Below are 24,823 nucleotides of genomic sequence, written 5' to 3'. Positions count from 1 at the left end.
ATTGATATTCACAAGAGGTTGTTTGTTATGTATATGGCGTTTAAGCATATTCATTTGTTAATGGTGGCGTTAAGTGTATCACTGCTATTTATTCGCTTTGCTTTGCGTTTAAAAGACTCGCCGCTGTTGCAGCGTAAATTCTTTAAAATAGCGCCCCATGTGGTTGATACCTTTTTATTGTTATCGGCGGCGGCGTTAATGATCACCATTGCCCAGTATCCCTTTGTTAATCCGTGGCTGACCGAAAAAGTTATCGCACTGTTTGCTTACATCGCTTTGGGTTTTTCTGCTTTAAAAGGGCGCACTGTCGCCATTCGTTGGTTATCGTTTTTAGGTGCACTGGGCTGGCTTGGTTTAATGATCCGGGTTGCCCTGAGCAAGCAGCCGATATTTCTTCCATTTTAATTAGTTAACCTGACGGATCTGTTATGCAAAATCACCTGATTAATGTTGCCGGTATTGATGTCGCCAACGATAAACCTTTTGTGCTGTTTGGTGGCATGAATGTATTAGAGTCTCGCGATCTCGCCATGCGTATCGCCGAACACTACGTTCAAGTGTGTGCAAAATTGGGCATTCCTTATGTGTTTAAAGCATCGTTTGATAAAGCGAATCGTTCTTCTGTGCACTCTTACCGTGGTCCAGGCTTAGAAGAAGGTTTACGCATTTTCGAAGAGATTAAACGTACGTTTAACGTGCCGCTGATTACTGACGTGCATGAGCCGCATCAAGCAGCGCCGGTTGCAGAAGTTGTCGACGTGATCCAATTGCCTGCTTTTTTAGCTCGGCAAACCGATTTAGTGGTGGCGATGGCAAAAACGGGCGCGGTCATTAATGTGAAAAAACCGCAGTTTTTAGCGCCGCATGAAATGCGCCATATTCTGAAGAAATTTGCCGAAGCTGGAAATGAGCAAGTGATCCTCTGCGAGCGCGGCTCAAGCTTTGGTTACAATAACCTGGTTGTCGACATGCTTGGCATGGATGAAATGAAACAGTATGCGCCTGTCATTTTTGATGCAACCCATGCCTTACAAAAACCGGGTGGTCGTGAAGACTCTGCAGATGGCCGACGCGCCCAAGCGGCACAACTGGCTCGCTCGGGTATGGCTTTAGGCTTAGCTGGGTTATTTATTGAAGCACACCCTGAGCCTAATTTGGCTAAATGCGATGGCCCTTGTGCTTTGCCATTGGCTAAGCTCGAGCCTTATCTGGCGCAGATGCAGGCGTTAGATCAGTTGGTTAAAAGCTTTCCTGTGCTGGATACTTCAGCCAATTAAGTGTTGTTAGCGAATAATATTGATGCTGACGCCTGTTAGCATCAATAGCGCTGTTTCACATAATGGATCACGTTATGAAACTGATCGGTTAATTGTTCAATCGTTTCCGCTACCGTACTTAAATCTGCTGTTTCCGCAATCTTCTCTAAACTCAACGCTTTGTTGGCCACTTGTAAAGCACCCACACTCTTTGCCATAGCTTTTAATTGATGAGCTTCACTACGAATGCCCTGACGCTGCTGACTCGTGTGTAATTGCGTTAATTTACCAATGACAGGGGTCGCTTCACTAATAAAATAATTTAAATATTCTTCATGTTTAACCGGATCATTACCCAAGCAATTGGCTAAAGTGGTAAAACAAATCGGCGAGAGAGTATTTTGCTCAACAGTATCTTGTGCTGGTTCTTTAGCACTCTGTTTTAGCGGTAACCATTTTTGCATGACATTTTGTAGTGTGACCAATTCAATTGGTTTGGTGATATAAGCGTCCATACCCACGCTCAGGCATTTTTGCTCTTCGCCTTTCATGGCATTAGCGGTAATGGCAATAATACGGGTAAATTGGCTATCGTCTTGTCGGTGTAAATCTTCTAACCGAATGGCTTTCGTCAGATCATAGCCACTGAGATTAGGCATATGCAAATCGGTTAATACCAGCGCGTAATGATGTTCACGCCATTTCTCAAGAGCGATAGCGCCATCATCAGCGACTTCCACGGCATAGCCCAAAGCACTTAACTGCTCTACGATGACGCGTTGGTTCATGTGATTATCTTCAGCTAACAATACCAGCTCACGATTTTTTCGCGCGGTTTCAATACTAGGAGCTTGCAATGAAGCTTGGTTAGTCGGTTGGATAAGTTGTTTAGGTCGCGCCTTTAGGCCGCAGATAATTTGTACGGCTTCCAAGATTTGTGTGCGGCAAATCGGGCTACCATGCACGTAAATCACATTATCAAACAGCAAGTCGGCTAATTCAGTTTGGTTAGTGATAATCACAAACTTCACGCTTGTTAATTTGGGATGCGTGACTAAATATGTTATTTCGCTTGCCGAGATTTGTTCATAGGTCGCATCTAGCACCCAAACCGTCTGGGTTTTCGCATCTTCTCGTTGATTTTCGGCACGAAGATGCAGAGCCTCTAAGCTCAGCACGATATCTACGTTGGCTCCGCAATAGAGCAGATAGTCTGATAAGTGATGTTGATTGTCGCTATCTTGGCTAAACAGGCAAATAGCTAAATCTTTGAGTAAGCTTTGTGACAGATAGCGAGCGTTCTCAATGCGGTGCATCGGCAGCCGTACTTGAAATTCAGAGCCTTTGCCCGGTTCACTCTTCGCATCTATTTCGCCATACATCAAAGAGGTGAGGTATTGGCAAATAGATAAACCTAACCCTGTACCGCCAAAACGCCGAGTGATGGAACCTTCTGCTTGGTTAAAAGGCTGGAAAACATAGCTAATTTGCCGCTGTGTCATGCCGCGGCCGTTATCGGATACCGTCAATTGGATTTGGCTGAAATCCATGTTCTCTTCTAATAACCGAGCGCTGACCACCACCACTCCGGTTTTCTCTGTTGTGGTTTCTGTAAATTTAATAGCGTTACCCGCCAAGTTATACAGAATTTGCCGTAAGCGGACAGGATCGCCCATTAAGCCATCGGGAATGCGCGGATCGATATAAATTTTTAAATCAATTTGTCGCTGATAGGCCACAGAGACTAAGATGCGGCCCACTGCTTCAATGATATCGACCAGCGACACGGGGATATTTTCAAGCTCAAGTTTGCCGGCTTCGATTTTAGAGAAATCCAAAATATCATCGAGGATCCGTAATAACGAAAACGAGGATTCTCGGATCGTATCAGTCATGCGATATTGCGGGTTACTTAATTCCGTTTTACGTAACAAGTCGATCGTGCCGATAATGCCGTTCATGGGGGTACGAATTTCATGGCTCATGGTGGCTAAGAAAGTCGACTTGGCTTCATTGGCTTTTTCAGCCGTTAATTTTGCTGTTTCTAAAGCATCGGTACGTTCTTTAATGCGATGCTCAACTTCTCGCTTCAATTGGCTGATGTTATCTTCTGAGGCTTTTAAGGCTTGTGTGCTTTGTTGTAGCCGATAAAACACCGTATTGATTTGCTCTGCTAACAGCCCAAAGACATCGTTTTCATGGCTGTCAAAACCGGGTACAAACTGATCTTTCTCTAAGGCGTTGCGTGTGCCTAATGCCAGAGGCAGCAGGCGTTCGCGAAAAAATTGCGATAAGTGATAACTGATGCCAGCGAGTAACAATAACCCCGTGATTAACCCGATAAATAACGCAAAGAGAGCGGGTTGATAATTGGGGGGCGGCAGTAATTGTAATGACACTAATACTTTATTCGTTTGCCCCGGTAAAATGCGGTGCACAATTAATAAATCATCTTGGCGAATGGCCATATTTGACAGGGTGGGTGAGGGCACCACATTAGGTAAATTTTCCGTATTTAATTCAAGCTCAATGCCTTTGGCTGTCACGCTGTACAAATAGAACGCCCGGCTGGGATCATTATTGCGTGCTTGTAAAAATAACTGCTGTTGTAAGACCTTATCATCAGTGGGCACCAGACTAAGGCTTTGTGCCAGCACCATACTTTCAGCGGTGAGTCGTTGCAGTTGTTCAGAGCTGCGCTGCGCAGAAGCGGTAAACCAGCCAAACAACCATGTTTGAATGGCGAGGCAAATCAGTAAAACAATCGCCAACCGAAAAAATATTTGTTTAGTAAAATGCGTGTTTTCCATTGACCTTCCATAGCGTTAAATGAAACAAAATTAACCGGAATTACAGTTTTCTAGCTTAACAAGTTTTTGCCCATAAAAGCAGTAATATTAGCAGTTTGTTTTTAGCTTATCGTAGTGTGTTTATTACTCGAAAACGGTCTTTTTGTTCAAGTTATAGGCTGTCAGTATGCTTTTCAAAAATATTTATTGACTTAACTCGGCAAAATCCGTTTAATACGCCGCATTGCCCAGATAGCTCAGTCGGTAGAGCAGCGGATTGAAAATCCGCGTGTCGGTGGTTCGATTCCGCCTCTGGGCACCATGAATTTTGGTGTCATTGTTGTAACATCTTACAGTGTCGCTGCCGCTTTAGCTCAGTTGGTAGAGCAACTGACTTGTAATCAGTAGGTCATCCGTTCGACTCGGATAAGCGGCACCATTATTTTGCCCAGATAGCTCAGTCGGTAGAGCAGCGGATTGAAAATCCGCGTGTCGGTGGTTCGATTCCGCCTCTGGGCACCATTATAGCGAAAGCCTGTCATACGACAGGCTTTTTCTTTTTCAGCCCAAGGCGTCATCTTCGATTACTCGGCGCATCCTGCGCCTCGCCCTTGCGGGCCAGCTTACAGCTGTTCCACATCGTTCCCGACGATGTGGTCCGCCTCTGGGCACCATTATAGTTAAAACGCCAGCCTAGTGCTGGCGTTTTGCTTTTATCGCCCCGGCGTCATCTTCGATTACTCGGCGCGTCCTGCGCCTCGCCCTTGCGGGCCAGCTTACAGCTGTTCCACATCGTTCCTGACGAGGGTGTTTATTTATGTCTAGTATGCGTTTCTATTACCGTGGCTGCGACCACGGCCAACGACTGTTGTGAATGCATGGCAAGTTGCTGCAGCTGCCGATAAGCTTGTTGCTCGGATAATTGCGACTGCTGCATCAACAGTAGCTTGGCACGATCAATCTGTTTTTGAGCGATAAGCGCTTGTTTTGCATCTTGCAACTGTTGCTGCATTTGTTGAATATGTTGTGCCTGCTCTTGCAGTAAATCATAAAAGGTTCGATGTAAATCGGTTCCCTCTTTTGTAAATGCCGCCATTGCAGGCTGCAGTTTCGAGCCGAACAGGCCTGGCTGCGACGGATCGAACAACAAGCTGCTAGGATGCTCAGGCTTGCTGGTGCGCTGACTTAAGGCCCGTAATTGTTGACGATGTTGCTGCATCGCCTGTTCACCTTCCGCTAGTTTTTGTTGGGCTTGGCTGTTGAGATGCTTTAACACCTGTTGTTCAAGCGTGTAAAGCTGGTCTATGCGTTCTGAGGCCATATCAAACCAAACTTCGCACAACACAGGGGCGACGGCGGTGCCATCACTGAGTTGTTGGATCAATTTACGCAACTGCACAAATTCTGTTTTGCCTTGCACATGTTCGGTTTGAAATAAATTTTCTAAATGGATATCTACTAGCGATTGCGCAAGGTGTAATTGTTGCTCCTGTGTTGTTTGAAGCTGCTGTAATCTTTCACAGATGTTTGAGTCAAACTGGCCAGAAGCAAATCCCATGGCACCCCAAGCCCGTTCTTGCCCTGCATGTTCTTTCGCTTGCATCAAATTAAATAATGCTACTAATAAACGGGTCATCTGCGGCTCGCCAGCACCTTCCGCTACATCGGCAACTAAGTTTAACAGGCTGGAGATTAACCGACAGTAAGCTTCGGTACACTGCAGGGGCGTCAACTTTTGTTCAGTGATCAGGCTGCGCAGCGCCACTAAATTATCTAATCCTTGTAAACTGAGACTGATACCATGCATCAATCTGCTTGCACCGCTGCGCAAAGTCACCGGCAAATAATGCTCGCTAAGGATCACGCGCAGCTGTTGTTCACTGATTAAAGTTTGCTTGAGCTGAACAGTTCGTTCTTTACTGTAATGTTCAGAATGCGAGGCAAGATAAATGTTGCTAATGCCACGTTCACGTTGTAATTGATGGATCAGTTCACTGATCCCTGTAACCACCTGAGTGCTGCTGCTTAATTGTTGCAAGGTGCTTAGCTCAGCTTGTTTGGCGGCTAATAGAAATTGTTCTGTGGTCTGGCTGTAATGAACTTGCATGGTCAATAGCGGTTTGGCTACCTGGTAAGCGGGTACCAAAGCATTTTGCAAGGAATGTTCCAGAGGGGGTTAACTAGCACTAAGTTTATAAAAAACAAGCATTTGATCAGCCGGGTTAGCAGCTAATTTATTGTTTTACAGGCAAAGAGGGGCAGCGATCTTGCTGTATTTTAGTGCAATTATCGAAAGGATTGCACCCTTCTGGTACAGTCGTGGGCAGCTTGCTGCAGTGACCATTTTCTAGGGTAATGATTTTATTCAATAAAATTTTTTTTCAGTTTTGGCACTTTAGTTGCTTTAAATAATTTGTGTGGCGATGAGGTGTTCAGCATCAATAGCCGCACAGATTTTTACCAGAATACAAGCCGTGTATATCGGACAACGACGTCCACCTAGAACTGTGATCAGTTCGGGTGGGCGTTTTTTTTTGCGTAAAAAAGAGCAGTACAGCGTCACAACTGACTAATTTTTATAAACAGAGGAACATTCTATGGCTTATCTAATTCCCGCTGAGTTTGTCACCAAGATGGTCGATGCCGGCGAATCTAAAATATATATGTCTACTCGAGATACCTTAATCCGCGCCTATATGGCGGGTGCCATCTTAGCGCTTGCGGCAGTGTTTGCCATTACCATTGCAGTACAAACCGGCAGTTTTTTGCTTGGCGCAGCGTTATTTCCGGTTGGGTTTTGTATGTTATACCTGATGGGTTTTGACTTGTTAACTGGGGTCTTTGTGCTAACCCCTTTAGCTTTATTAGATAAACGCCCAGGCGTCACCGTTGCCGGTATCTTACGCAATTGGGGTTGGGTGTTTTGTGGTAATTTCGCCGGGGCGCTGACGGTGGCGCTAATGATGGCCTTTGTGTTTACCATGGGTTTTAACACTGATGGCGGCTCGGTCGGTGAAAAAATTGCGACCATCGGTGAAGCGCGCACCTTAGGTTATGCTGAATACGGGGTTGCCGGTTGGTTAACTATTTTTTTGCGGGGCATGTTGTGTAATTGGATGGTATCGATGGGGGTGGTTGGCGCAATGATCTCCACTCATGTCAGTGGTAAAGTGCTGGCAATGTGGATGCCAATTATGCTGTTCTTTTTTATGGGATTTGAGCATTCAGTCGTTAACATGTTTTTATTTCCTTATGGGCTGTTAATGGGCGGCGATTTCTCCATTATGGATTATCTGATTTGGAACGAGATCCCAACTGTGCTGGGCAATTTAGTGGGTGGTTTGGCTTTTACCGGGCTAACTTTATATACCACACACTATAAAACAGCGCCTAAACGTCATGTCGTTGCAACGTCCACAGTGAGTAATGCGACCGCTGTACAGCAAGCCGCTAAATGATAAGGCTGCACTGATGACACTGACATTAGCCTTAGGGTTACACAGCTGTGCTGGGGAAAAGTCGTTAAATCAAGATTTTTGTGCTGGCGTCATTCCTGCTACGTCAATGCTTTGCACTAAGGGGGCAGCCGTGGCGTTGGCCGATGGTGTCAGTAGCAGCACGGTGAGTCAGATTGCCAGTGAAACGGCGGTAACCAGTTTTTTGGATGATTATTTTTGTACTTCAGATACCGCCAGCGTCAAGCAGGCTGGCGGTCAAGTGTTGCAGGCAATTCATGCGTGGTTGTATGGGCAAAGTCGTCAAGTGTTCGGGCACGATCCTGACAAAGGTTATGTTTGCACCTTCAGCGGTTGGGTTGTTAAGGGCCGTTTTGCCCATCTGTTCCATATTGGGGATAGCCGCGCTTACCTTTGGCGGCAAGGGCTCTTAACGCAAATCAGTTCCGATCACAGCAGCCCAGTTTTAACTGGGGCTGGCCATAGCGCTAAAACCACTTATTTAAGTCGAGCGCTCGGCGCTGGGCCCCAACTTAAGTATGATTATACTCAGGTGGCACTGCGAGAGGGTGACATACTGCTACTTTTGACTGATGGCGTTTATGCCAATTTATCCCCTTCAGCCTTAAGCGCTTTGTTAGCAAAAGCCGAGGCGAAGATGAGTATGCCTGAGCTGGCTTCATCATTAACCGCTGCAGCCTTAGCGGCGCAAAGTGAAGATAATCTCAGTGCAGCCTTGTTGCAAATTAAACAGCTGCCTGAGCCCGCGACCCCACCAAAATTAGATGAGCGCTTGCATGTGGTAACGGATTTAGCTGCGGGCAGTACGCTCGATGGTTATACCGTGATACGTGCACTTTATCAGAGCCATCGCAGCCATGTTTATCTGGTGCAAGATGAAATAAGCAAACAACTGTTGGTGCTAAAAACCCCTGCAACTGAGCAGATGAGCAATGAAGCCTACTTAGCGCGTTTATTACTCGAAGATTGGATTGCCCGGCGAGTGCGTAATGATCATGTGATCCGTTCGGTCAGCACAGGGCGTGAACGTCGTTATATTTACACCCTTGCTGAATTTATTCAGGGGCAAACCTTGCAGCAGTGGCGGCAAGATCATCCTCACCCCTCTTTAGAGCAAGTTAGACAGATTGTGTTGCAAGTCGGGACAGGGCTGCAAGCTTTGCATCGGGCAGAAGTGGTGCACCAAGATTTACGCCCTGAAAATATTATGATTACTGAAACGGGTTTAGTAAAAATTATTGATTTAGGGTCTGCACAGGTAGCGGGCTTAGTTGAACAATATCATATTGCCGTAGAGCGGGGGCTTGGCACAGCGCTATACTCTGCGCCAGAATGTTTATTAGGGGAGGAAGCCACCCAAAGCGCAGATTTGTATTCATTAGCTGTATTGTGTTACTACCTATTAAGTGGTCGCTTTCCTTATGGTAATCAGTTAGCGCGATGTCGTAATCGTCAGCAGCAAAAGCGCTTATGTTATCAGCCCCTATCGTCAGAAGCTTCAGCCATCCCCAGATGGTTTGATTTAACCTTGCAGCAAGCCTTACAGCCTGATCCGGCAGCGCGTTATCAGCAGTTATCGGCTTTTTTATACGATTTGCAGCACCCTAATCCCGCCTATTTGCAGCAGCCATTTCGGCCCTTGTTACAGCGTGATCCATTACGTTTTTGGCAAGTGGTGTCACTGATATTGTTGCTGTTAAACCTAACACTTTGCTATCAATTTTTGCTTTAAACCTGATGACGTCGGGCTCGATGTCATCAGGTTACCTTGTATTTATGCCCAAGCGCTTTGCAAAAGCGATTGATTGACTGCCATCGGTTGTTGGATCACGTCGCCAATCATAATTAGAGTGGGCCCAGTAAAGGGTTGTTGCTGAACTTTGTCATTAATATCCTCAAGGGTTGCGCTAAGTAAGCGCTGCTCAGGGCAGCTGACCTGTTCTATCAACGCAATAGGGGTAGAGGCAGGCCAACCTACGGCGCGCAAGCCCTGACAGAGCATTGGCAACCGGCTTAGCCCCATATATACCACCAGTGTTGGATTGTCTCCCTCGGTTTGATAGCGCCATTGTTGCCAGTTAGGTTGTTGCTTAGGATCGGCAAATTGTGCCGTGAGGAAGGTGACACTACGTGCGACATTGCGCGCAGTTAACGCAATACCCGTATATGCGGCAGCGGCACAGGCGGTGGTTATCCCTGGTACAATGGCAAAGGGAATATTTGCGGCCTGTAAGGCCGCGGCTTCTTCGTTTACCCGACCAAAAATGGCGGGATCGCCCCCTTTAAGCCTGACTACGGTATGGCCTTGCTGCGCAAAATATTGCAGCTTTTGGCAGATCTCCGGTTGAGTCAAAGCATGTTGGCCGGCGCGTTTTCCAACGTAATATTGCTGGCAAGCTTTGGGGATCAGCGCCAGTAACGCGGGTGAAATTAAAGCATCATATAGCACCACATCGGCTTGTTGCAGTAAACGCCAGGCTTTTAGCGTTAACAATTCAGGATCGCCTGGGCCGGCACCTACTAAAAAAACCTGACCGGTTTTTGGCAAAGTCTGTTGTGCATAAGTTCGTGCTATCGGGAAAAAGGGGGCAAACCATTGACTCATGGGCCGACGAAACAAGGTTAAAAAACTCATACCATCGCCTCCATCTTAGTTTCTGCTCGGGGCTGCGAGCTCTTTAGTTGTATCCAAATAGTCTGTTCTTGCCGTTGTACCGGGTAAACACCCACGCTGATCTCAGGCATTTCTATACATTGGCCGTTGTGTAAATCAAAATGTTGCTTGTAAAGCGGCGAGGCGACAACCAGCCTATCGCCAATTGAACCCGTGATGCCACGCGCTAGCACATTTGCTTGGCCAATCGGATCAAAGTTGTCGATGGCAAATAACTGGTTTTGCCCGGTGATAGTGAGGCTGAACAGGGCAATTTGTTGCCCGTTGACCAAAACACAAACCCCACTGTTGTCGACCAGATCACTCGTGGTTGCTACGTTAAACCATGTCATGGGTGATCTCCTCAGACTCAATCATTGTTACGGGTATACGCTGTTGTTGCTGCTTCTCTTCTAACGTTGCAGGGCGGATTTGCCCTCGCTCTTGCACAAACAAAATATTGCTATCACCTTCGGGGCTATTCACAAAATGTCGGAATCGTTTTAGGGCCTCTGGATCGTCCAGTGTGCGTTGCCATTCACAGGCATAGCTGTTAACCAAACCGGCCATTTGTTTTTCTAATTCAGCGGCTAAACCAAGGCTGTCATCGATAATCACTTGGCGTAAATAGTCCAGTCCTCCCTCGAGTTTTTCTAACCAGACCGATGTGCGTTGTAAGCGATCGGCCGTGCGGATATAAAACATTAAAATGCGATCGATATAACGGATGAGTGTTGGCGTATCCAGGTCAGTTGCAAACAGATCCGCATGGCGAGGACGCATACCACCATTACCACAAACATATAAATTCCAGCCATTTTCAGTAGCAATGACCCCGATATCTTTACTTTGCGCTTCGGCACACTCGCGAGTACAACCAGACACGGCCATTTTGATTTTATGCGGGGAGCGCAAGCCTTTATATCGGCTCTCTATAGAAATAGCTTGGCCCACACTGTCTTGAACACCGTAACGACACCAAGTACTGCCTACACAGGATTTAACAGTACGTAATGATTTACCGTAGGCATGACCTGTTTCAAAACCGGCATCGACCAAACGTCGCCATATTAATGGCAGTTGTTCTAGCCTTGCGCCAAATAAATCAATGCGTTGACCACCAGTAATTTTGCAATACAACTGAAAGTCGTCGGCCACTTGCGCTAAAACCAACAATTTTGCTGAGCTGATTTCACCACCAGCGATGCGAGGCACTACGGAGTAAGAGCCGTCTTTTTGCATATTTGCTAAAAACGTATCGTTGGTATCCTGTAACGCGACATGTTTGTTATCAAGAATGTATTCATTCCAAACCGAGGCTAAAATTGATGCAACGGTAGGCTTACAGACATCACAGCCTTGGCCTTGGCCATAACGCTGCAGTAACTGTTCAAAGGTGGTCAGTTGTTCAACTTGCACCAAGTGCAATAATGCTTGGCGTGAATAGGCAAAATGCTCACAGAGATGGTTGTTGACCGCGACTCCACGCAAGGTTAATTCGGTATCCACTACAGATTTTAGTAAGGCTGCGCATCCACCACAGCCAGTGCTGGCTTTTGTGCAACGCTTAATACTGGCTAGTTCAACATGACCTTGCTCGATGCTGGCAACAATATCGCCCTTGGTTACGTTGTGACAAGAGCAAAGCATGGCATGGTCTGGCAGCAGATCAGCGCTGAGCGTCGGCGTGTTGGCGTTTAATTGCGGTAAAATGAGGCTTTCCGGGGCTGCGGGCAGAGGCAGCGCATTTAAAAAATATTGCAGCAGAGTGTCATATTCAGCAGTATCACCCACTAACACCGCGCCGAGCAATTTATCGCCGCTGTCATTGAGAACCAGCTTCTTATAAATTTGGCGAATGGGATCTTGATATGTTAAGCATTGTGCCCCTGGTGTGCGTGCATGCGCATCTCCGATTGACCCCACTTCTACACCCAGAAGTTTTAAACGGGTGCTCATATCGGCGCCCTGAAACCGGAGTGCTTGGCCGGTCAGATGACTGGCGGCTACGCGGGCCATTTGATAACCTGGCGCGACTAATCCAAATAGTTGGTTTTGCCATAAGGCACACTCACCAATGGCATAAATATCTTGCTGTGATGTTTGACAGTAATCATTGATGATAATGCCACCTTTAGCTCCGATAGCCAGACCAGCATCTTTTGCTAGTGCGTCATAAGGGCGGATCCCGGCTGAAAACACCACCAAATCGGTTTCTAAAAAGCTGCCATCGCTAAATTCTAAGCGGTAGCGGCATTCGTCACCTGCAACTATTGCTTGTGTGGTTTTACCCGTGTGCACACCTAAGCCCAACGCGGTGATCTTTTGTGTTAATAACTGGCCACCTGCTACATCGAGTTGCACAGCCATCAATTGGGGGGCGAATTCAACGACATGGGTGGTTAGCCCGAGTTGTCTTAGCGCATTTGCCGCTTCTAAACCCAATAAACCGCCGCCAATAATCACGCCGGTTTGGCTGTCTTGAGCACTGTGCGCGATAGCCGTTAAATCGTCCAATTTGCGATACACCAAACAATGTTCTTGTTGGTGTCCCGGGATCGGCGGCACGAACGGATAAGAACCCGTAGCCAGTACGAGCTTGTCATAATGATAGTTTTCGCCATTGGCAGTGAATACTGTTTTACTTTGCGGTTCAATTCGGCTGACCCAGCAATTTAAGTGGTATTTAATGCCTTGTTCTCGATAATGCTGCTCAGAAGTGAGCGCGAGTTCGGCACGATCCTTACCGGTAAAAACACTGGATAGATAAACTCGGTCATAAGCCAATTGTGGTTCACCACACAGTACAGTAATGGTTGCTGTAGGCGCTGTTGCCCGCAATTGTTCAACAAAATGGTGTCCAACCATACCATTACCCACGACCAAAATATGTTGCGATGCTGTCATCGTTAGCTCCTTGTGCAATAAAAGTTGGCACCTTTAAAGGCGTGCCAAACAAAAAAGCCCGCAAACAGTGTTTCCACTGTGTGCGGGCTTCGTTGCCGTGATGGCATCGCTTTACTGATGCCAACTACAAATTGTTTAGATGTTACTTTTTTATACTATGCAGGATTGTTGCCATAATCCTAGTGCTATGAAAATAAACATTTTTAATTTTTTTAAGCACGCTTTAGCTTGCTAATTTGCATCAAATTAGTGCAGGCTGGCACCAGCATGAAGCAAAAAAACGCACAACATGATAGGTCACCGTTGGGGGGATATTATCGTTGAACGCAAATTCGACCAGTTGCCTAAAACAAAGGTTGGCTGTCGCGAGCAAAATAGGCAAATCACGACAACTTTGTTAAGCTCAATTGCTTAAAAATATTAAGAGTTACCCCGTTTGCATGAATAAAACAAACATGCTGAGGCTATCTTCAGCGCTAAGTAATAAGAGTAATGGAGCCCACGTTAAATGAAATATGCATTAACTTTGCTGGCAGCCGCGGTCTTAACCGCTTGCGGCGGTGCTAAGCAAGATGTCGTCCCGGAGCAAAATGTGACTGTCACTCAGCAACAAAGCGCAATTAACTACCCCCAGAGCCGCCAAGGTGATGTGGTTGATAACTATTTTGGTACACAAGTCGCCGATCCGTATCGTTGGTTAGAAGACGATCGTAGCAGTGAGACTGAAAGCTGGGTAAAAGCGCAAAACGAGAGTACTTTCGCATATTTAAAACAGATCCCATTTCGGGATCAGATCCGCGATAAATTACAACAATCGTGGAACTATGAGCGGATTAGCGCACCGTTTAAAGAAGGTGATTATACCTATTTTTACAAGAATGACGGTTTACAAAATCAGTTTGTGTTGTATCGCCAAAAAGGCGATGGCGCTGCCGAAGTGTTTTTAGATCCCAATACTTTTAGCGCTGACGGCACAACGTCCATGGCCGATATTCAATTCTCCGCAGACGGAAAACTGGCCGCTTATGCCATTTCAGAAGGTGGCAGCGATTGGCGTAAAGTGATCGTCATCGACACTGAGACCAAGCAACAAATTGGCGATACGCTGATTGATATTAAGTTTAGTGGTATTGCTTGGCAGGGGAACGACGGTTTCTTCTATTCTAGTTATGACAAACCCGATGGCAGTGAACTCTCTGCCATGACGGATCAGCATAAGTTGTACTACCACAAGCTTGGCACGCCTCAATCAGCGGATCCGGTCGTATTCGGTGCCCTAGATGGTCAGAAACATCGTTATGTAGGCGCTGAAGTCACCGAAGATAATCGTTATTTGCTGGTGTCCGCTGCGGTGTCGACGTCGGGTAATAAGCTTTTCGTGAAAGATCTCACCCAACCCAATAGTGAGTTTGTTGCGATTGTTACCGATACCGATTCAGATGTGGATCTAGTGGACAGTGACGGTGACATGCTCATCTTAGCGACTAACCGTGATGCGCCTAATCGTAAAGTGGTCAAGGTGTCGGCCAAAGCACCGCAGCCAGAAAATTGGCAAGTGCTGATCCCGGAAACTGAACATGTGCTGCGTATTAGTAGCGGCGCAGGCTTTTTATTCGCTAATTACATTGTCGATGCGATTGCCAAGGTAAAACAATATGATATGAACGGCCAACTGGTGCGCGATATCGAATTACCTGGTTTAGGCAGCGTGGGCGGCTTTGGCGGTAAAAAAGAGGCAGATACGCTGTATTTTAGCTTTGCTAACTACATCACACCGGGTTCTATTTATGCGTTTGAGCCAAAAGCGGGTGAAACCTCGCTGTATAACCAGCCGAAAGTGAATTTTGACCCAAGCAACTACGTGTCTGAGCAGGTGTTTTATACCTCTAAAGACGGTACTAAGGTGCCGATGATCATCAGCTATCGTAAAGATTTAAAACGCGATGGCAGCAACCCCACTATCTTGTACGGTTATGGCGGTTTTAATATCAGCCTAACCCCATCTTTTAGCGTGGCGAACGCGGTATGGATGGAAATGGGCGGTATTTATGCGGTGGCCAATATTCGTGGTGGGGGTGAGTACGGTAAAGCCTGGCATAACGCCGGTACACAATTACAAAAGCAAAATGTGTTTGATGACTTTATTGCTGCGGCTGAATATCTGCAAACAGAAAAATACACTTCCAAAGAGAAAACCGCCGTTCGCGGTGGTTCAAATGGTGGTTTATTGGTGGGTGCAGTCATGACCCAGCGGCCAGAGCTCTTCAAAGTGGCGATCCCGCAAGTGGGTGTACTTGATATGTTACGTTATCATACCTTTACCGCCGGTGCGGGTTGGGCCTATGATTACGGTACATCAGAGCAATCAGCCGATATGTTTAACTATCTGCAAGGTTACTCGCCGGTACACAACGTGAAAGCGGGCACCACTTATCCTGCCACCATGATTACGACAGCCGATCACGATGATCGCGTGGTGCCTGCGCATTCGTTTAAATTTGCTGCAGAGCTGCAAGCCAAAGCCAGCAAAGCCACTCCTCAGCTTATTCGCATTGATGTTAATGCAGGTCATGGTGCGGGTATGCCAGTGGCGATGGTGATTGATCAAGCCGCAGATATTTACAGCTTTACGCTGTTTAATATGGGTTATAGTCAGTTACCGAAATAAGCGCTTCATGGCGAAGGGTTATGGCGTCTTCGGACGCCATTTTCGTTTTCAGTAGCGATAAGTTGCCAAGGTGTTGCTAAAACGGCCGTGGCGTATTAAGCTGCGTGCCCTTTTTATTTTGTTAGCTTAGCGCTATCTGGCAAAATAACATCGCCAACAATGGCTGTTCTGCACAGGAGTAAGTGATGGCAAAAGCAGTAATTTTAGTCCTCGATAGTTTTGGGATCGGCAGTGCGCCGGATGCCGCAAAGTTTAGTGACGAAGGCGCCAATACCTTTGCCAGCATTGCCCGAACCTTTACCGAGCAGAAACAACGAGCCTTGCAATTACCTCACCTTGCGCGTTTAGGCTTGGTAAAAGCCTGTACCGCCGCCAGTCAGGGTAAAGCACCGACAGTCGCCGATGCCAGTTCGCTGCATGGCGCTTATGGCTATGCCCGTGAGCTGAGTAGTGGTAAAGATACGCCCAGTGGTCATTGGGAAATGGCCGGTGTTCCGGTGTTATTTGATTGGGGTTATTTTAGCGCTAAAACAGACAGCTTCCCGCCAGAATTGATCTCAGAATTATGCCAGCGCACAGGCATCAGCGGTATCTTAGGTAATTGTCATGCCTCGGGCACCGATATTTTGGTAAAACTGGGCGATGAGCACATTAAAACGGGTAAACCGATTTGTTACACCTCAGCTGATAGCGTGTTTCAAGTGGCTGCACATGAAGAGCATTTTGGTTTAGAGCGTTTACTACGCTTTTGTGAAGTGGCCCGCGAACTGCTCGACAAATATAATATTGGCCGCGTCATTGCTCGGCCTTTTACCGGTACTGCGCCAGAGAACTATGCCAGAACGGGTAATCGTCGTGATTATTCAGTATTACCACCCGCGCCGACTGTACTCGATAAGTTGGTGCAGCAAGGTGGTCAGGTGATCAGTATTGGTAAAATTGCCGATATTTTCGCGCATCAGGGTATTTCGCAATCATTAAAAGCCAATGGTTTAGCGCATTTGGTCGATACCACTTTAGCGCAAATGGCCAAACAGCCGGATAACAGTTTAATTTTTACCAACTTGGTCGATTTTGACCAAAACTTTGGCCATCGCCGCGATCCTATTGGTTATGGCGAGGCATTAGAGTATTTCGATAGCCGCTTGCCAGAGCTGATTAACGCCTGTGATGAAGAGACCTTGTTGTTACTTACCGCTGACCATGGTTGCGATCCAACTTGGCCGGGTACCGAGCACACACGCGAATATGTGCCAGTGCTGGTGTACAAACAAGGGCTAAACGGTGTTGATCTTGGCGAACGCATGAGTTTTGCTGATATGGGCCAAACCTTGGCCGACTATTTCGCGCTGGATGCCATGGCATACGGTGCATCTTTCTTAGCTGATTTGAATTAATTAAAGAGAAATTATGGCGACTCCACATATTAATGCCCCTGCGGGCGCTTTTGCTGAAACTGTGTTAATGCCTGGCGATCCACTGCGGGCAAAACATATTGCTGAAACGTTTTTAGAGGATGCCGTTTGCGTTAACACGGTGCGCAATATGTTTGGTTATACCGGCACTTATAAAGGCAAAAAAGTCAGTGTATTAGGTTCAGGTATGGGCGTACCGTCTATGTCTATTTATGCCACTGAATTAGTCAAATTTTACGATGTAAAAAACATCATCCGTATCGGTTCATGTGGTGCTTTACCCTTATCGGTTAAAGTGCGTGATGTGGTGATTGGTATGGGCGCGAGCACCGATTCTATGGTTAACCGCAATCGTGTTGGCGGTTTAGATTTTGCCGCAATGGCCAGTTTTGGTTTGTTAGAAAAGGCCGTTGCCGCAGCACGTGCTAAGTCAATTGATGTCAAAGTGGGTAACGTGTTCACTTCAGATTTATTCTATAACCCCAGTGAAACGTTATTCGATACCCTCGAAAAATACGGTGTGTTGGCCGTGGAAATGGAAGCCGCCGGTTTGTACGGTGTGGCAGCAGAGTATGGCATTAATGCGTTAGCCATTTTTACCGTGAGTGATCATATCCGCACCGGTGAAGCCTTAAGTGCCGAGCTACGTCAAACCAGTTTTAATGAAATGGTTGAAGTCGCCTTAGGCTGTCTGTAAACAACGAGGGATTGCTGATTATGTCATTAACTACCAATAAAATGTTTTATGTGTCTTGGGAAGCGTTTCATCGCGCCACGAAAGAGCTGGCACGTCAGCTGTTAGCCGAAGACTTTGATGCCATCGTCGCGGTAAGCCGCGGCGGTTTAGTACCGGCAGCCATCTTGGCGCGTGAGCTGAATATTCGTACCGTCGATAGTATCTGTGTGGCCAGTTACGATCATGATAAGCAAGGTAGCTTAACGATCTTAAAAGATGCGCAGTTAGCCGATTCGGCCAAACTGTTGGTGGTCGACGATTTGGTCGATACCGGTGAAACGGCAAAGGCACTGCGCGAGCGTTTTCCGCTGGCGCGTTTTGTCACGGTATATGCCAAACCACAGGGTAAGCCGTTAGTGGATAACTACGTCACGGATATCGAGCAAGATACTTGGATCCAGTTACCTTGGGATATGGAGTTAGCCTACAGTAAGCCACTGGCCGAGGAAGTATGAGCCTAACCCAACTGACTTTAACGCTGCCTGACTGGATCAACGAGGTGGTTGATTGGCAGCAGACGTATCAAAACGATCAGCAAAAAATGGCGCTAGCCATAGAGTTATCCCGGCAAAACGTATTGCGTGGCACGGGTGGCCCTTTTGGTAGTGCGATTTTTGATATCGAAAGCGGAAAGTTACTCAGTGTAGGGGTTAACCGGGTCATGCCGTTAAGTAACTCCACTGCCCATGGCGAGATGATGGCGATTATGCTGGCTGAGCAATCACTGCAAAGCTTTAGCTTGTCTGCAGATGGTGTTAAGCGCGAGTTGTTTACTTCCTGTGAGCCTTGCGCTATGTGCTTAGGCGGCACCTTGTGGAGTGGGGTGAAGCGTTTGGTCTGTGCGGCAACCGCCGATGATGCGCGAGCAATTGGTTTTGATGAAGGCCCTGTATACGAGCAAAGTTATCAGTATCTAACTGATGTGGGTATTGAAGTGGTGCGGTTAGTGGAGCGTGATGCTGCAGCTGCAGTGCTACAGCATTATTTGCAAGAGGGTGGCACCATTTATAATGGTTAGGCTATCACAATAGCATTAATAAAAAAGCCAGCGTTAGCATAATACCGATCATTTAGTGTTTAGCATGACGCGGTTTGCTCACATCAACACGCCATGAATCATCCCTGAGGCTCGATTCCGGCCATCCATGGCCTTCAACGGTTGATTTAGTGCAAACAGGTCATGCTTAACTGACATTAATTAAGCGTTAGCTGGCTTTTTCCATTCAATTAACCTTGCTATACAGTTTATTGCTGATAAAGAGCGCTTCGACTTTTTCGCGTGCCCATGGGGTACGCCGTAAAAACTTTAGGCTACTTTTTACCGACGGATCTTTTTTAAAGCAGTTAATGTCAATCTGCTCTGCCAGCTTGGGCCAACCATAATGCACCACTAACGCAGTAACAATTTGTTCTAGCGTAACGCCATGCAAGGGGTTATTTGTTTGTGTCATGTGGCTTCCCATTACGCCAGCGGCAATGGCTGCTGGCGCTGGCTATCAGATGTTATAAACGTTCGATCAGGGCTGCAGTGAAGTCGGTTGTGCCGAAGCTACCCCCTAAATCACGCGTGGTGCGATCACCGCTGGCGATCACGTCAGTTAATGCCGCTAAAATCTTATCGGCTTTATCTTTCATACCTAAGTATTCTAGCATCTGAATGGACGCTAAGATCACTGAACTTGGGTTTGCTAGGTTTTTACCCGCAATATCTGGCGCGCTACCGTGCACCGCTTCAAAGATGGCACAATCTTTACCGATATTCGCACCTGGCGCCATGCCTAAACCACCCACAAGGCCTGCACACAGATCCGATAAAATATCACCAAATAAGTTAGTGGTCACAATTACGTCAAACTGCTGTGGGTTCATGACCAGTTGCATACAAGTGTTATCAACGATCATTTCTTGAACTTCGATATCCGGATACGACTGAGCAACCTCGCGCGCCGTTTTCAGGAATAAACCTGAAGTCGATTTTAAGATATTGGCTTTGTGCACGATGGTGACTTTTTTGCGGTTTTCGCGACGTGCGGTTTCAAAAGCAAACTCGGCAATACGGCGCGCGCCTTCTTTAGTGACAATGCTCGACGCTTGCGCAGTTTGGCCATCTTCTGACACGGTTTGGCCATGGCCTGAATACATACCTTCGGTATTTTCACGAATGGTAATGATATCGATATTTTCGTAACGGGCTTTGGTGCCTTTAAACGAGATCACTGGGCGAACGTTAGCGTACAGGTTAAACTTTTTACGTAACGTGACGTTAATTGAAGTAAAGCCTTCACCTACTGGCGTGGTTAAAGGGCCTTTGAGTGTGATCTTGTTTTTAAGAATAGCGTCTAAGGTGGCTTGTGGTAGCAACTCACCGGTTTTTTCCAGCGCGGTCAAACCGGCATCCACGTATTCGTAGTCAAAATCACAACCGGCTTTTTCCAGTACTTGAATCGCGGCTTCAACAATACTTGGGCCAATGCCATCGCCTTTAATCACGGTAATCGTTTGCTTGCTCATGGAAATCCTTAGCTGTATATTTTTGATATTTATAGTCAGGCGTCTGCCTGAAAGCGTTCTCATTATAGCGCTGCAGCGGGTTTTAAGCCAGTTTACCGCGTAGGATAGCTAGTCACAGCTTTGATAGGTGCTATAAGTTTGGTGAATGTAGCTTGTGTTAGGCAAATTCACTATTTAGCGGATAATACAGCCCGTCGTGCTGCAGCAGTTGTTGTTGCCATTCTTTTAATGATTTAAGCGGTAATGAGAGCGTAGCCGTGGCTTGTTGTAGCAGGTGTTGGGTACTTTGCTGTGCCATCGGATAACAAAACACGCTGAATGTCAGCTGCCAGGCCAGCCGTAACAGCAAGCCTTGTTGCTCGGCTAAGGTCCAAGGCATCCCTTCAATATGTTGTGTATATTGACACATGGCGCCATCAGCCCAATTTTCTAACTGATAATGATGCAATAGTGCCGCCGTCAAACGCTGACTTTTAACCGGTTCCAGCAGGTATTTTTGTACCAGTTGGCCCAGTAAATGTTGCTGTTGGACGAGACGACTGACCGGTACGGCTTGCAGGCTAGGGTGATGCCACAGTGGCGCACTGGCACAACTGGCGATCAAGCCTGCTTGTTGCTGAGATAAGGGTTGTGCTAAGTATTGGCCTAATACGAATAAGCTATGATACAGCGCCTGTTGTAATTGCCATAACCAAGCATGCTGATTACTGCGCTGGCATTGTAGGTAAAACTGCATTTCGGCACGCGCTACCGCAAGCGGCAACTGCGCTTGACCGAAACTGGCAAGCGCATGACGTAAATTGTTTACTGCAACTTTCTGCCGATTACTGGCACTGGCATTCTCAAGTAACAACTGAGCAATAGCCGGATGCTTTTCCAGTAAGCTAACCTGAGCGTTTAAATCGCTGTGACTTAAACTGCTTAAAATAGACTGCTGCATCAAGCCATTTGGGGTGAGTATTGTCACTTCGGGTCGCTTCGGCATACTGACTTTGGCTAACCAGTGTTGCTGGATCAGCTTAGCCGGTGGCAAAATTTTTAATTCATCCACATTACGTTTAGTCGGATGCTCGGCTAAACGTTGTTGTTCTGGCCAGTATTGCAACGCCTGATAGGCCTCGCTGTGATTATCAGCATGACAAAGTAGCCAAAAGTTGTCTTGCTCATCGCGGGCAACGCGGCCACACAAATACAAAGCAGGTGCGTAGTGCATTAACTGGCTAATTTCGGTTAATACTAACTCATCATTAGAACCGTTAATCCAGCGCGCTAACAGCACTTCTAAGGCCGGTGCGCTGCCCTTATCCGGTTGTAATTGATAACCAAGCTCAATGGCTAAGGTTAATAGCGGGCTATCGTGATGCACTTGCCAAGGCAGGCGTTTTTGTAAGCGATGAAAAGTGCCAGCGAGTACCGTGGTAATGATGCCGCCGCATTTATGTTCTTTCAGTTTTTTGGCTAATAGTAATGCCGCTGGGATCTTATTGTGTGCTGTTGTACAACCGGCCAATAACACGGCTACCCCTACTAGATCGCGTCGTGCTTTTGGCCAATGTTTCAGCCGAGTCCATAGCATCAACAACACCCAGCTTTTCATGGTGCGATTTACCGCAGCCGGTTCTTCCGAGGGAATATAGGATAATTGCGCCATGGCTGCGGCTAAATTAATTTCACTACTTTGTTGCAGTTGGATATGCAGTTCTCGCGCTTGTTGAATAGCGCTTTGTAGGGTTTCAGGCGTAGTGGCTTGCGCTAGCGCTTGGCTTAACAAGGGCAGTTGTTGGTAGCTACGTAGCCAATTAATCGATTGATCCGGCATGCGGTTGCTGCTCCAGATAGTGTTTCGTGGCGTCGTCACCTATGGCGGTCAGTTGGCGATTAATAAATAATAAGGCGGTACATTCGTCTGCAGTGGTAATACCGTCTGCGGCTTTACGATGAGTACGATAGTACAATAGTTGATAAACTTGATTATTGTGTACAAAGGCTTCGGTAATATCGGGGCTGCCTAAACGATTGATCAGTGCATCCTGCGCGAGGGGTTGCTTCAGATCAAGGCGTTGGATGACTTTAGCATTAAAAGATTCGCGGTCTTGCCAATTCATTTGAGTCGGGTCGTCGGGATAAAAACGCAAAATAGCAAAAGTACTCACAAAATAGAGTACAACACCAGCAGCAAACCATAGCAGGGTTTTAAATTTCATAAGCGACTACGATGACTCCGTTAAGCGTATATCTTGTAAGTTTAAACCCAGCGCTAATTGAGTTTGCAATGTCAGAATTTGAGTATAAAGAATAATATCTTGTTTTTGCTCAGTGATTTTTAGTTTCAATTTTTTCGGGCAATCAGGGTGTTGCAAGGCATCATTTAAGCTGCGGCCTAGCGCCATAAATTCTTCAGCCCCTTTGGGGCCCACACCGTTTACCCCCGGAATATTATTGGTACTATCACCCACTAAGCTCCACCAACTGACAAGTTGCTCTGGCTGCACACCAAACTTTTCTTTTACCTGATCGCGGCTAACATAGTGTCGGGCGAAAGGATCATAAATCTCAACACCTTGGCCCAGAAGCGGTAAATAGCCTTTATCGGTTGAGACAATAACCACGTCTTGTTGGTGCTGGCGTATCTTGGTGGCAATAGTGGCAATCACATCATCTGCTTCATATTCAGCCTGATGAAAGCACTTCACGCCGCTTAGCTCGGTAGCGGTTAATAAGTCGGGCAGGGCTGCGGCTAAAATACTGGGCATGGGCTTACGATTGGCTTTATACAGCGGGCATAATTTTTGTCGCCACTGGCTGCTATTGTCACCGTCAAATACCATTAACGCATGGGTGGCCTGCAGCTCTTGGCGCAGGCGACTTAACGTTTGCAGTAGCATTTGTTGAGTATTACTAATAATTTGCTGACGCGTACCCTCTGCAACGTCTTCCGCTAACGGCAGATAGGGGCGTTCTTGTACCGCATACAAGCGACGGATCAGATTCAGCGCATCTAATAGTATTACTCTAGCCATAATTATTGAGAGATCCGATAACAGGGTTCGTATTTGCTGCCAGGCAATTTCATGCGACCTTGCTCAACAAAAGCCGCCAATAATTTATCCATCAAACGCATTAATACTGGCTCGCCACTGAGAATAAAGGGGCCATGCTGACGAATGGCTTTGATGCCCTCGTCTTTAACATTACCGGCCACGATACCTGAAAATGCACGGCGTAAATTAGCCGCCAGTTTCGCTTTGTCCTGATCAAGGTGCAAGTCGAGTGCGGCCATATTCTGATGATTTGGGATAAAAGGTTGTTGAAAATCAGGCGCGATATCCAAGGTCCAATTAAAGTGATAAGCATCACCTACGGATTTACGATAGGCACGCACATCCTGACAACCTTGTTTTAAGCGTTTTGCCACAGCCGCCGGATCATCAATAATGATTTCCAGCAAGTCTAATGCTTCAGCGCCAAGCGTTTGCTGAATAAAATCGGCAATTTCATTAAAGTAAGCTGCACTGCTGGCAGGGCCGGTTAAAATGATCGGTAAGCGTTGCTCGGCGTTACGTTTATCTAGCATGATCCCTACCAGATACAGTAACTCTTCCGCTGTACCGGCACCCCCTGGGAAAATAATAATACCGTGAGCCACGCGCACAAAAGCTTCTAAGCGTTTTTCGATATCCGGCAAGATCACTAATTCATTTACAATCGGATTGGGTGGCTCGGCAGCAATAATACTTGGCTCGGTTAAACCTAAATAGCGACCACTGCGAATACGTTGTTTGCTATGGCCAATGGTTGCCCCTTTCATTGGGCCTTTCATCGCGCCCGGGCCACAGCCGGTACAAATGTTTAAACCGCGTAAACCGAGTTGATAACCCACCTCTTTCGTGTAGTGATATTCTGCTTCACGAATGGAGTGGCCCCCCCAGCAAACAATCATATCAGGTTCACTGGTGGCATCGATGACACGAGCATTGCGCAAAATATCAAACACACTGTGTGTCAGATGCACGCCATTATTTAAATCTAACGGGTTAGTTTCGCCGCTATGGCGGGTGTGATAAAACAAAATATCGCGTAACACCGCAAACAAGTGTTCATGGATCCCTTTGATAATTTTGCCATCGACAAAGGCGCTTTGCGGTGGATTGTTTAATTCAATTTTGATGCCGCGCTCGCGGCTGAGTAATTTAATGGAAAAATCTTGATATTGTTCGTAGATTTCCGCTGAACTGTCGGTATGGCTACCGACATTCAGCACCGCCAGGGCGCAGTTGCGAAACAGTTGGTAAGTGTCGTTTTCGGTATTCTGTTGTAAGCGTTCAACTTCTAATTGGGATAATAAATCCATAGCACCCAATGGGTTAAGATGTACTTGCATCGGCAATCTCCTGATTGCGGGCAACAGCGTT

General features: G+C 46.7%; 20 protein-coding genes and 3 tRNA genes. 12 read left to right on the top strand and 11 right to left on the bottom strand.

Features of this window, described 5'->3' with window-relative positions; genetic code table 11:
• The first annotated feature begins 27 nt into the window (after nt 1-27).
• Both L1N97_RS01820 and kdsA read left to right on the top strand, forming a co-directional pair.
• Nucleotides 28-405 carry a SirB2 family protein gene (locus L1N97_RS01820; RefSeq protein ID WP_226749696.1) on the top strand — a complete coding sequence of 126 codons (378 nt, stop codon included), beginning with the start codon at nt 28-30 and terminating at the stop codon, nt 403-405.
• Between the two features lie 23 nt (nt 406-428).
• Nucleotides 429-1,277, top strand: coding sequence for a 3-deoxy-8-phosphooctulonate synthase (gene kdsA, locus L1N97_RS01815; protein WP_226749697.1), 849 nt, complete (start codon nt 429-431; stop codon nt 1,275-1,277).
• A gap of 41 nt (nt 1,278-1,318) precedes the next feature.
• Here the strand turns inward: kdsA and L1N97_RS01810 are convergent, their stop codons facing one another.
• Nucleotides 1,319-4,066 (bottom strand): hybrid sensor histidine kinase/response regulator, encoded by a 2,748-nt coding sequence (locus L1N97_RS01810; protein ID WP_236128657.1) that lies wholly within the window; start codon nt 4,064-4,066, stop codon nt 1,319-1,321.
• A gap of 225 nt (nt 4,067-4,291) precedes the next feature.
• On the opposite strand from L1N97_RS01810, the gene L1N97_RS01805 reads away from it, so the two are divergent.
• From L1N97_RS01805 to L1N97_RS01795, 3 genes are all read left to right on the top strand, one after another.
• A tRNA-Phe gene (locus L1N97_RS01805) sits at nt 4,292-4,367 on the top strand.
• Between the two features lie 41 nt (nt 4,368-4,408).
• A tRNA-Thr gene (locus tag L1N97_RS01800) sits at nt 4,409-4,484 on the top strand.
• 7 nt (nt 4,485-4,491) lie between these two features.
• Nucleotides 4,492-4,567, top strand: a tRNA-Phe gene (locus L1N97_RS01795).
• Nucleotides 4,568-4,856: 289 nt separating this feature from the next.
• Here the strand turns inward: L1N97_RS01795 and L1N97_RS01790 are convergent.
• Nucleotides 4,857-6,203: a nitrate- and nitrite sensing domain-containing protein gene (locus L1N97_RS01790; protein WP_236128656.1), complete on the bottom strand. Its 1,347-nt coding sequence runs from the start codon at nt 6,201-6,203 to the stop codon at nt 4,857-4,859.
• Between the two features lie 439 nt (nt 6,204-6,642).
• On the opposite strand from L1N97_RS01790, the gene L1N97_RS01785 reads away from it, so the two are divergent.
• Both L1N97_RS01785 and L1N97_RS01780 read left to right on the top strand, forming a co-directional pair.
• Nucleotides 6,643-7,503, top strand: a complete 861-nt coding sequence (locus L1N97_RS01785) for a formate/nitrite transporter family protein (protein ID WP_236128655.1) — start codon at nt 6,643-6,645, stop codon at nt 7,501-7,503.
• Nucleotides 7,504-7,516: 13 nt separating this feature from the next.
• Nucleotides 7,517-9,253: a bifunctional protein-serine/threonine kinase/phosphatase gene (locus L1N97_RS01780; protein ID WP_236128654.1), complete on the top strand. Its 1,737-nt coding sequence runs from the start codon at nt 7,517-7,519 to the stop codon at nt 9,251-9,253.
• Between the two features lie 42 nt (nt 9,254-9,295).
• Here the strand turns inward: L1N97_RS01780 and cobA are convergent, their stop codons facing one another.
• The 3 genes from cobA to nirB are packed head-to-tail and all read right to left on the bottom strand — an operon-like array spanning nt 9,296 to nt 13,081.
• The gene (gene cobA / locus L1N97_RS01775) at nt 9,296-10,156 is read right to left on the bottom strand and encodes a uroporphyrinogen-III C-methyltransferase (protein WP_236128653.1); all 861 of its coding nucleotides are present in this window, start codon (nt 10,154-10,156) and stop codon (nt 9,296-9,298) included.
• Nucleotides 10,153-10,527: a nitrite reductase small subunit NirD gene (nirD, locus tag L1N97_RS01770; RefSeq protein WP_229585467.1), complete on the bottom strand. Its 375-nt coding sequence runs from the start codon at nt 10,525-10,527 to the stop codon at nt 10,153-10,155. Before nirD ends, cobA begins: the two co-directional genes overlap by 4 nt.
• Entirely contained in the window at nt 10,514-13,081 is a 2,568-nt protein-coding gene (gene nirB / locus L1N97_RS01765) for a nitrite reductase large subunit NirB (protein ID WP_236128652.1), read from the bottom strand. The genes nirD and nirB overlap by 14 nt, the downstream gene beginning before the upstream one ends.
• Nucleotides 13,082-13,589: 508 nt before the next feature.
• Between nirB and L1N97_RS01760 the strand changes: the two genes are divergently transcribed.
• From L1N97_RS01760 to L1N97_RS01740, 5 genes are all read left to right on the top strand, one after another.
• The gene (locus L1N97_RS01760; protein WP_236128651.1) at nt 13,590-15,749 is read left to right on the top strand and encodes a prolyl oligopeptidase family serine peptidase; all 2,160 of its coding nucleotides are present in this window, start codon (nt 13,590-13,592) and stop codon (nt 15,747-15,749) included.
• Between the two features lie 185 nt (nt 15,750-15,934).
• Nucleotides 15,935-17,146 carry a phosphopentomutase gene (locus L1N97_RS01755; protein ID WP_236128650.1) on the top strand — a complete coding sequence of 404 codons (1,212 nt, stop codon included), beginning with the start codon at nt 15,935-15,937 and terminating at the stop codon, nt 17,144-17,146.
• A 13-nt stretch (nt 17,147-17,159) separates the two neighbouring features.
• Nucleotides 17,160-17,861: a purine-nucleoside phosphorylase gene (deoD, locus tag L1N97_RS01750; protein WP_226749701.1), complete on the top strand. Its 702-nt coding sequence runs from the start codon at nt 17,160-17,162 to the stop codon at nt 17,859-17,861.
• Between the two features lie 20 nt (nt 17,862-17,881).
• Nucleotides 17,882-18,355 (top strand): xanthine phosphoribosyltransferase, encoded by a 474-nt coding sequence (gene gpt, locus L1N97_RS01745; RefSeq protein ID WP_226749702.1) that lies wholly within the window; start codon nt 17,882-17,884, stop codon nt 18,353-18,355.
• Nucleotides 18,352-18,918 carry a nucleoside deaminase gene (locus L1N97_RS01740; RefSeq protein WP_226749703.1) on the top strand — a complete coding sequence of 189 codons (567 nt, stop codon included), beginning with the start codon at nt 18,352-18,354 and terminating at the stop codon, nt 18,916-18,918. Before gpt ends, L1N97_RS01740 begins: the two co-directional genes overlap by 4 nt.
• A gap of 205 nt (nt 18,919-19,123) precedes the next feature.
• On the opposite strand, the gene L1N97_RS01735 is transcribed toward L1N97_RS01740, so the two are convergent.
• The 6 genes from L1N97_RS01735 to ppnN form a co-directional block, all read right to left on the bottom strand.
• A complete protein-coding gene (locus L1N97_RS01735; protein ID WP_226749704.1) occupies nt 19,124-19,351 on the bottom strand; it encodes a VF530 family DNA-binding protein in 228 nt (75 codons plus the stop codon).
• A gap of 52 nt (nt 19,352-19,403) precedes the next feature.
• Nucleotides 19,404-20,411, bottom strand: coding sequence for an isocitrate dehydrogenase (locus L1N97_RS01730; RefSeq protein WP_236128649.1), 1,008 nt, complete (start codon nt 20,409-20,411; stop codon nt 19,404-19,406).
• A 157-nt stretch (nt 20,412-20,568) separates the two neighbouring features.
• On the bottom strand, nt 20,569-22,230 hold the full coding sequence (locus L1N97_RS01725) for a hypothetical protein (RefSeq protein ID WP_236128648.1): 1,662 nt from the start codon (nt 22,228-22,230) through the stop codon (nt 20,569-20,571).
• The gene (locus L1N97_RS01720) at nt 22,211-22,615 is read right to left on the bottom strand and encodes a DUF3192 domain-containing protein (RefSeq protein WP_229585473.1); all 405 of its coding nucleotides are present in this window, start codon (nt 22,613-22,615) and stop codon (nt 22,211-22,213) included. Before L1N97_RS01720 ends, L1N97_RS01725 begins: the two co-directional genes overlap by 20 nt.
• Nucleotides 22,616-22,621: 6 nt before the next feature.
• Complete coding sequence (xni, locus tag L1N97_RS01715) at nt 22,622-23,431, bottom strand: flap endonuclease Xni (RefSeq protein ID WP_236128647.1); 810 nt, start codon at nt 23,429-23,431, stop codon at nt 22,622-22,624.
• A gap of 2 nt (nt 23,432-23,433) precedes the next feature.
• A complete protein-coding gene (gene ppnN / locus L1N97_RS01710; protein WP_229585475.1) occupies nt 23,434-24,792 on the bottom strand; it encodes a nucleotide 5'-monophosphate nucleosidase PpnN in 1,359 nt (452 codons plus the stop codon).
• Nucleotides 24,793-24,823: the final 31 nt, after the last annotated feature.

The sequence above is a fragment of the Rheinheimera sp. UJ63 genome (assembly GCF_021568285.1).
Taxonomy (GTDB): Bacteria; Pseudomonadota; Gammaproteobacteria; order Enterobacterales; family Alteromonadaceae; genus Alishewanella; species Alishewanella maricola.
The sequence above is the reverse complement of the archived record's forward strand: the minus strand, read 5'-3'. Positions and strand labels throughout refer to the sequence as shown.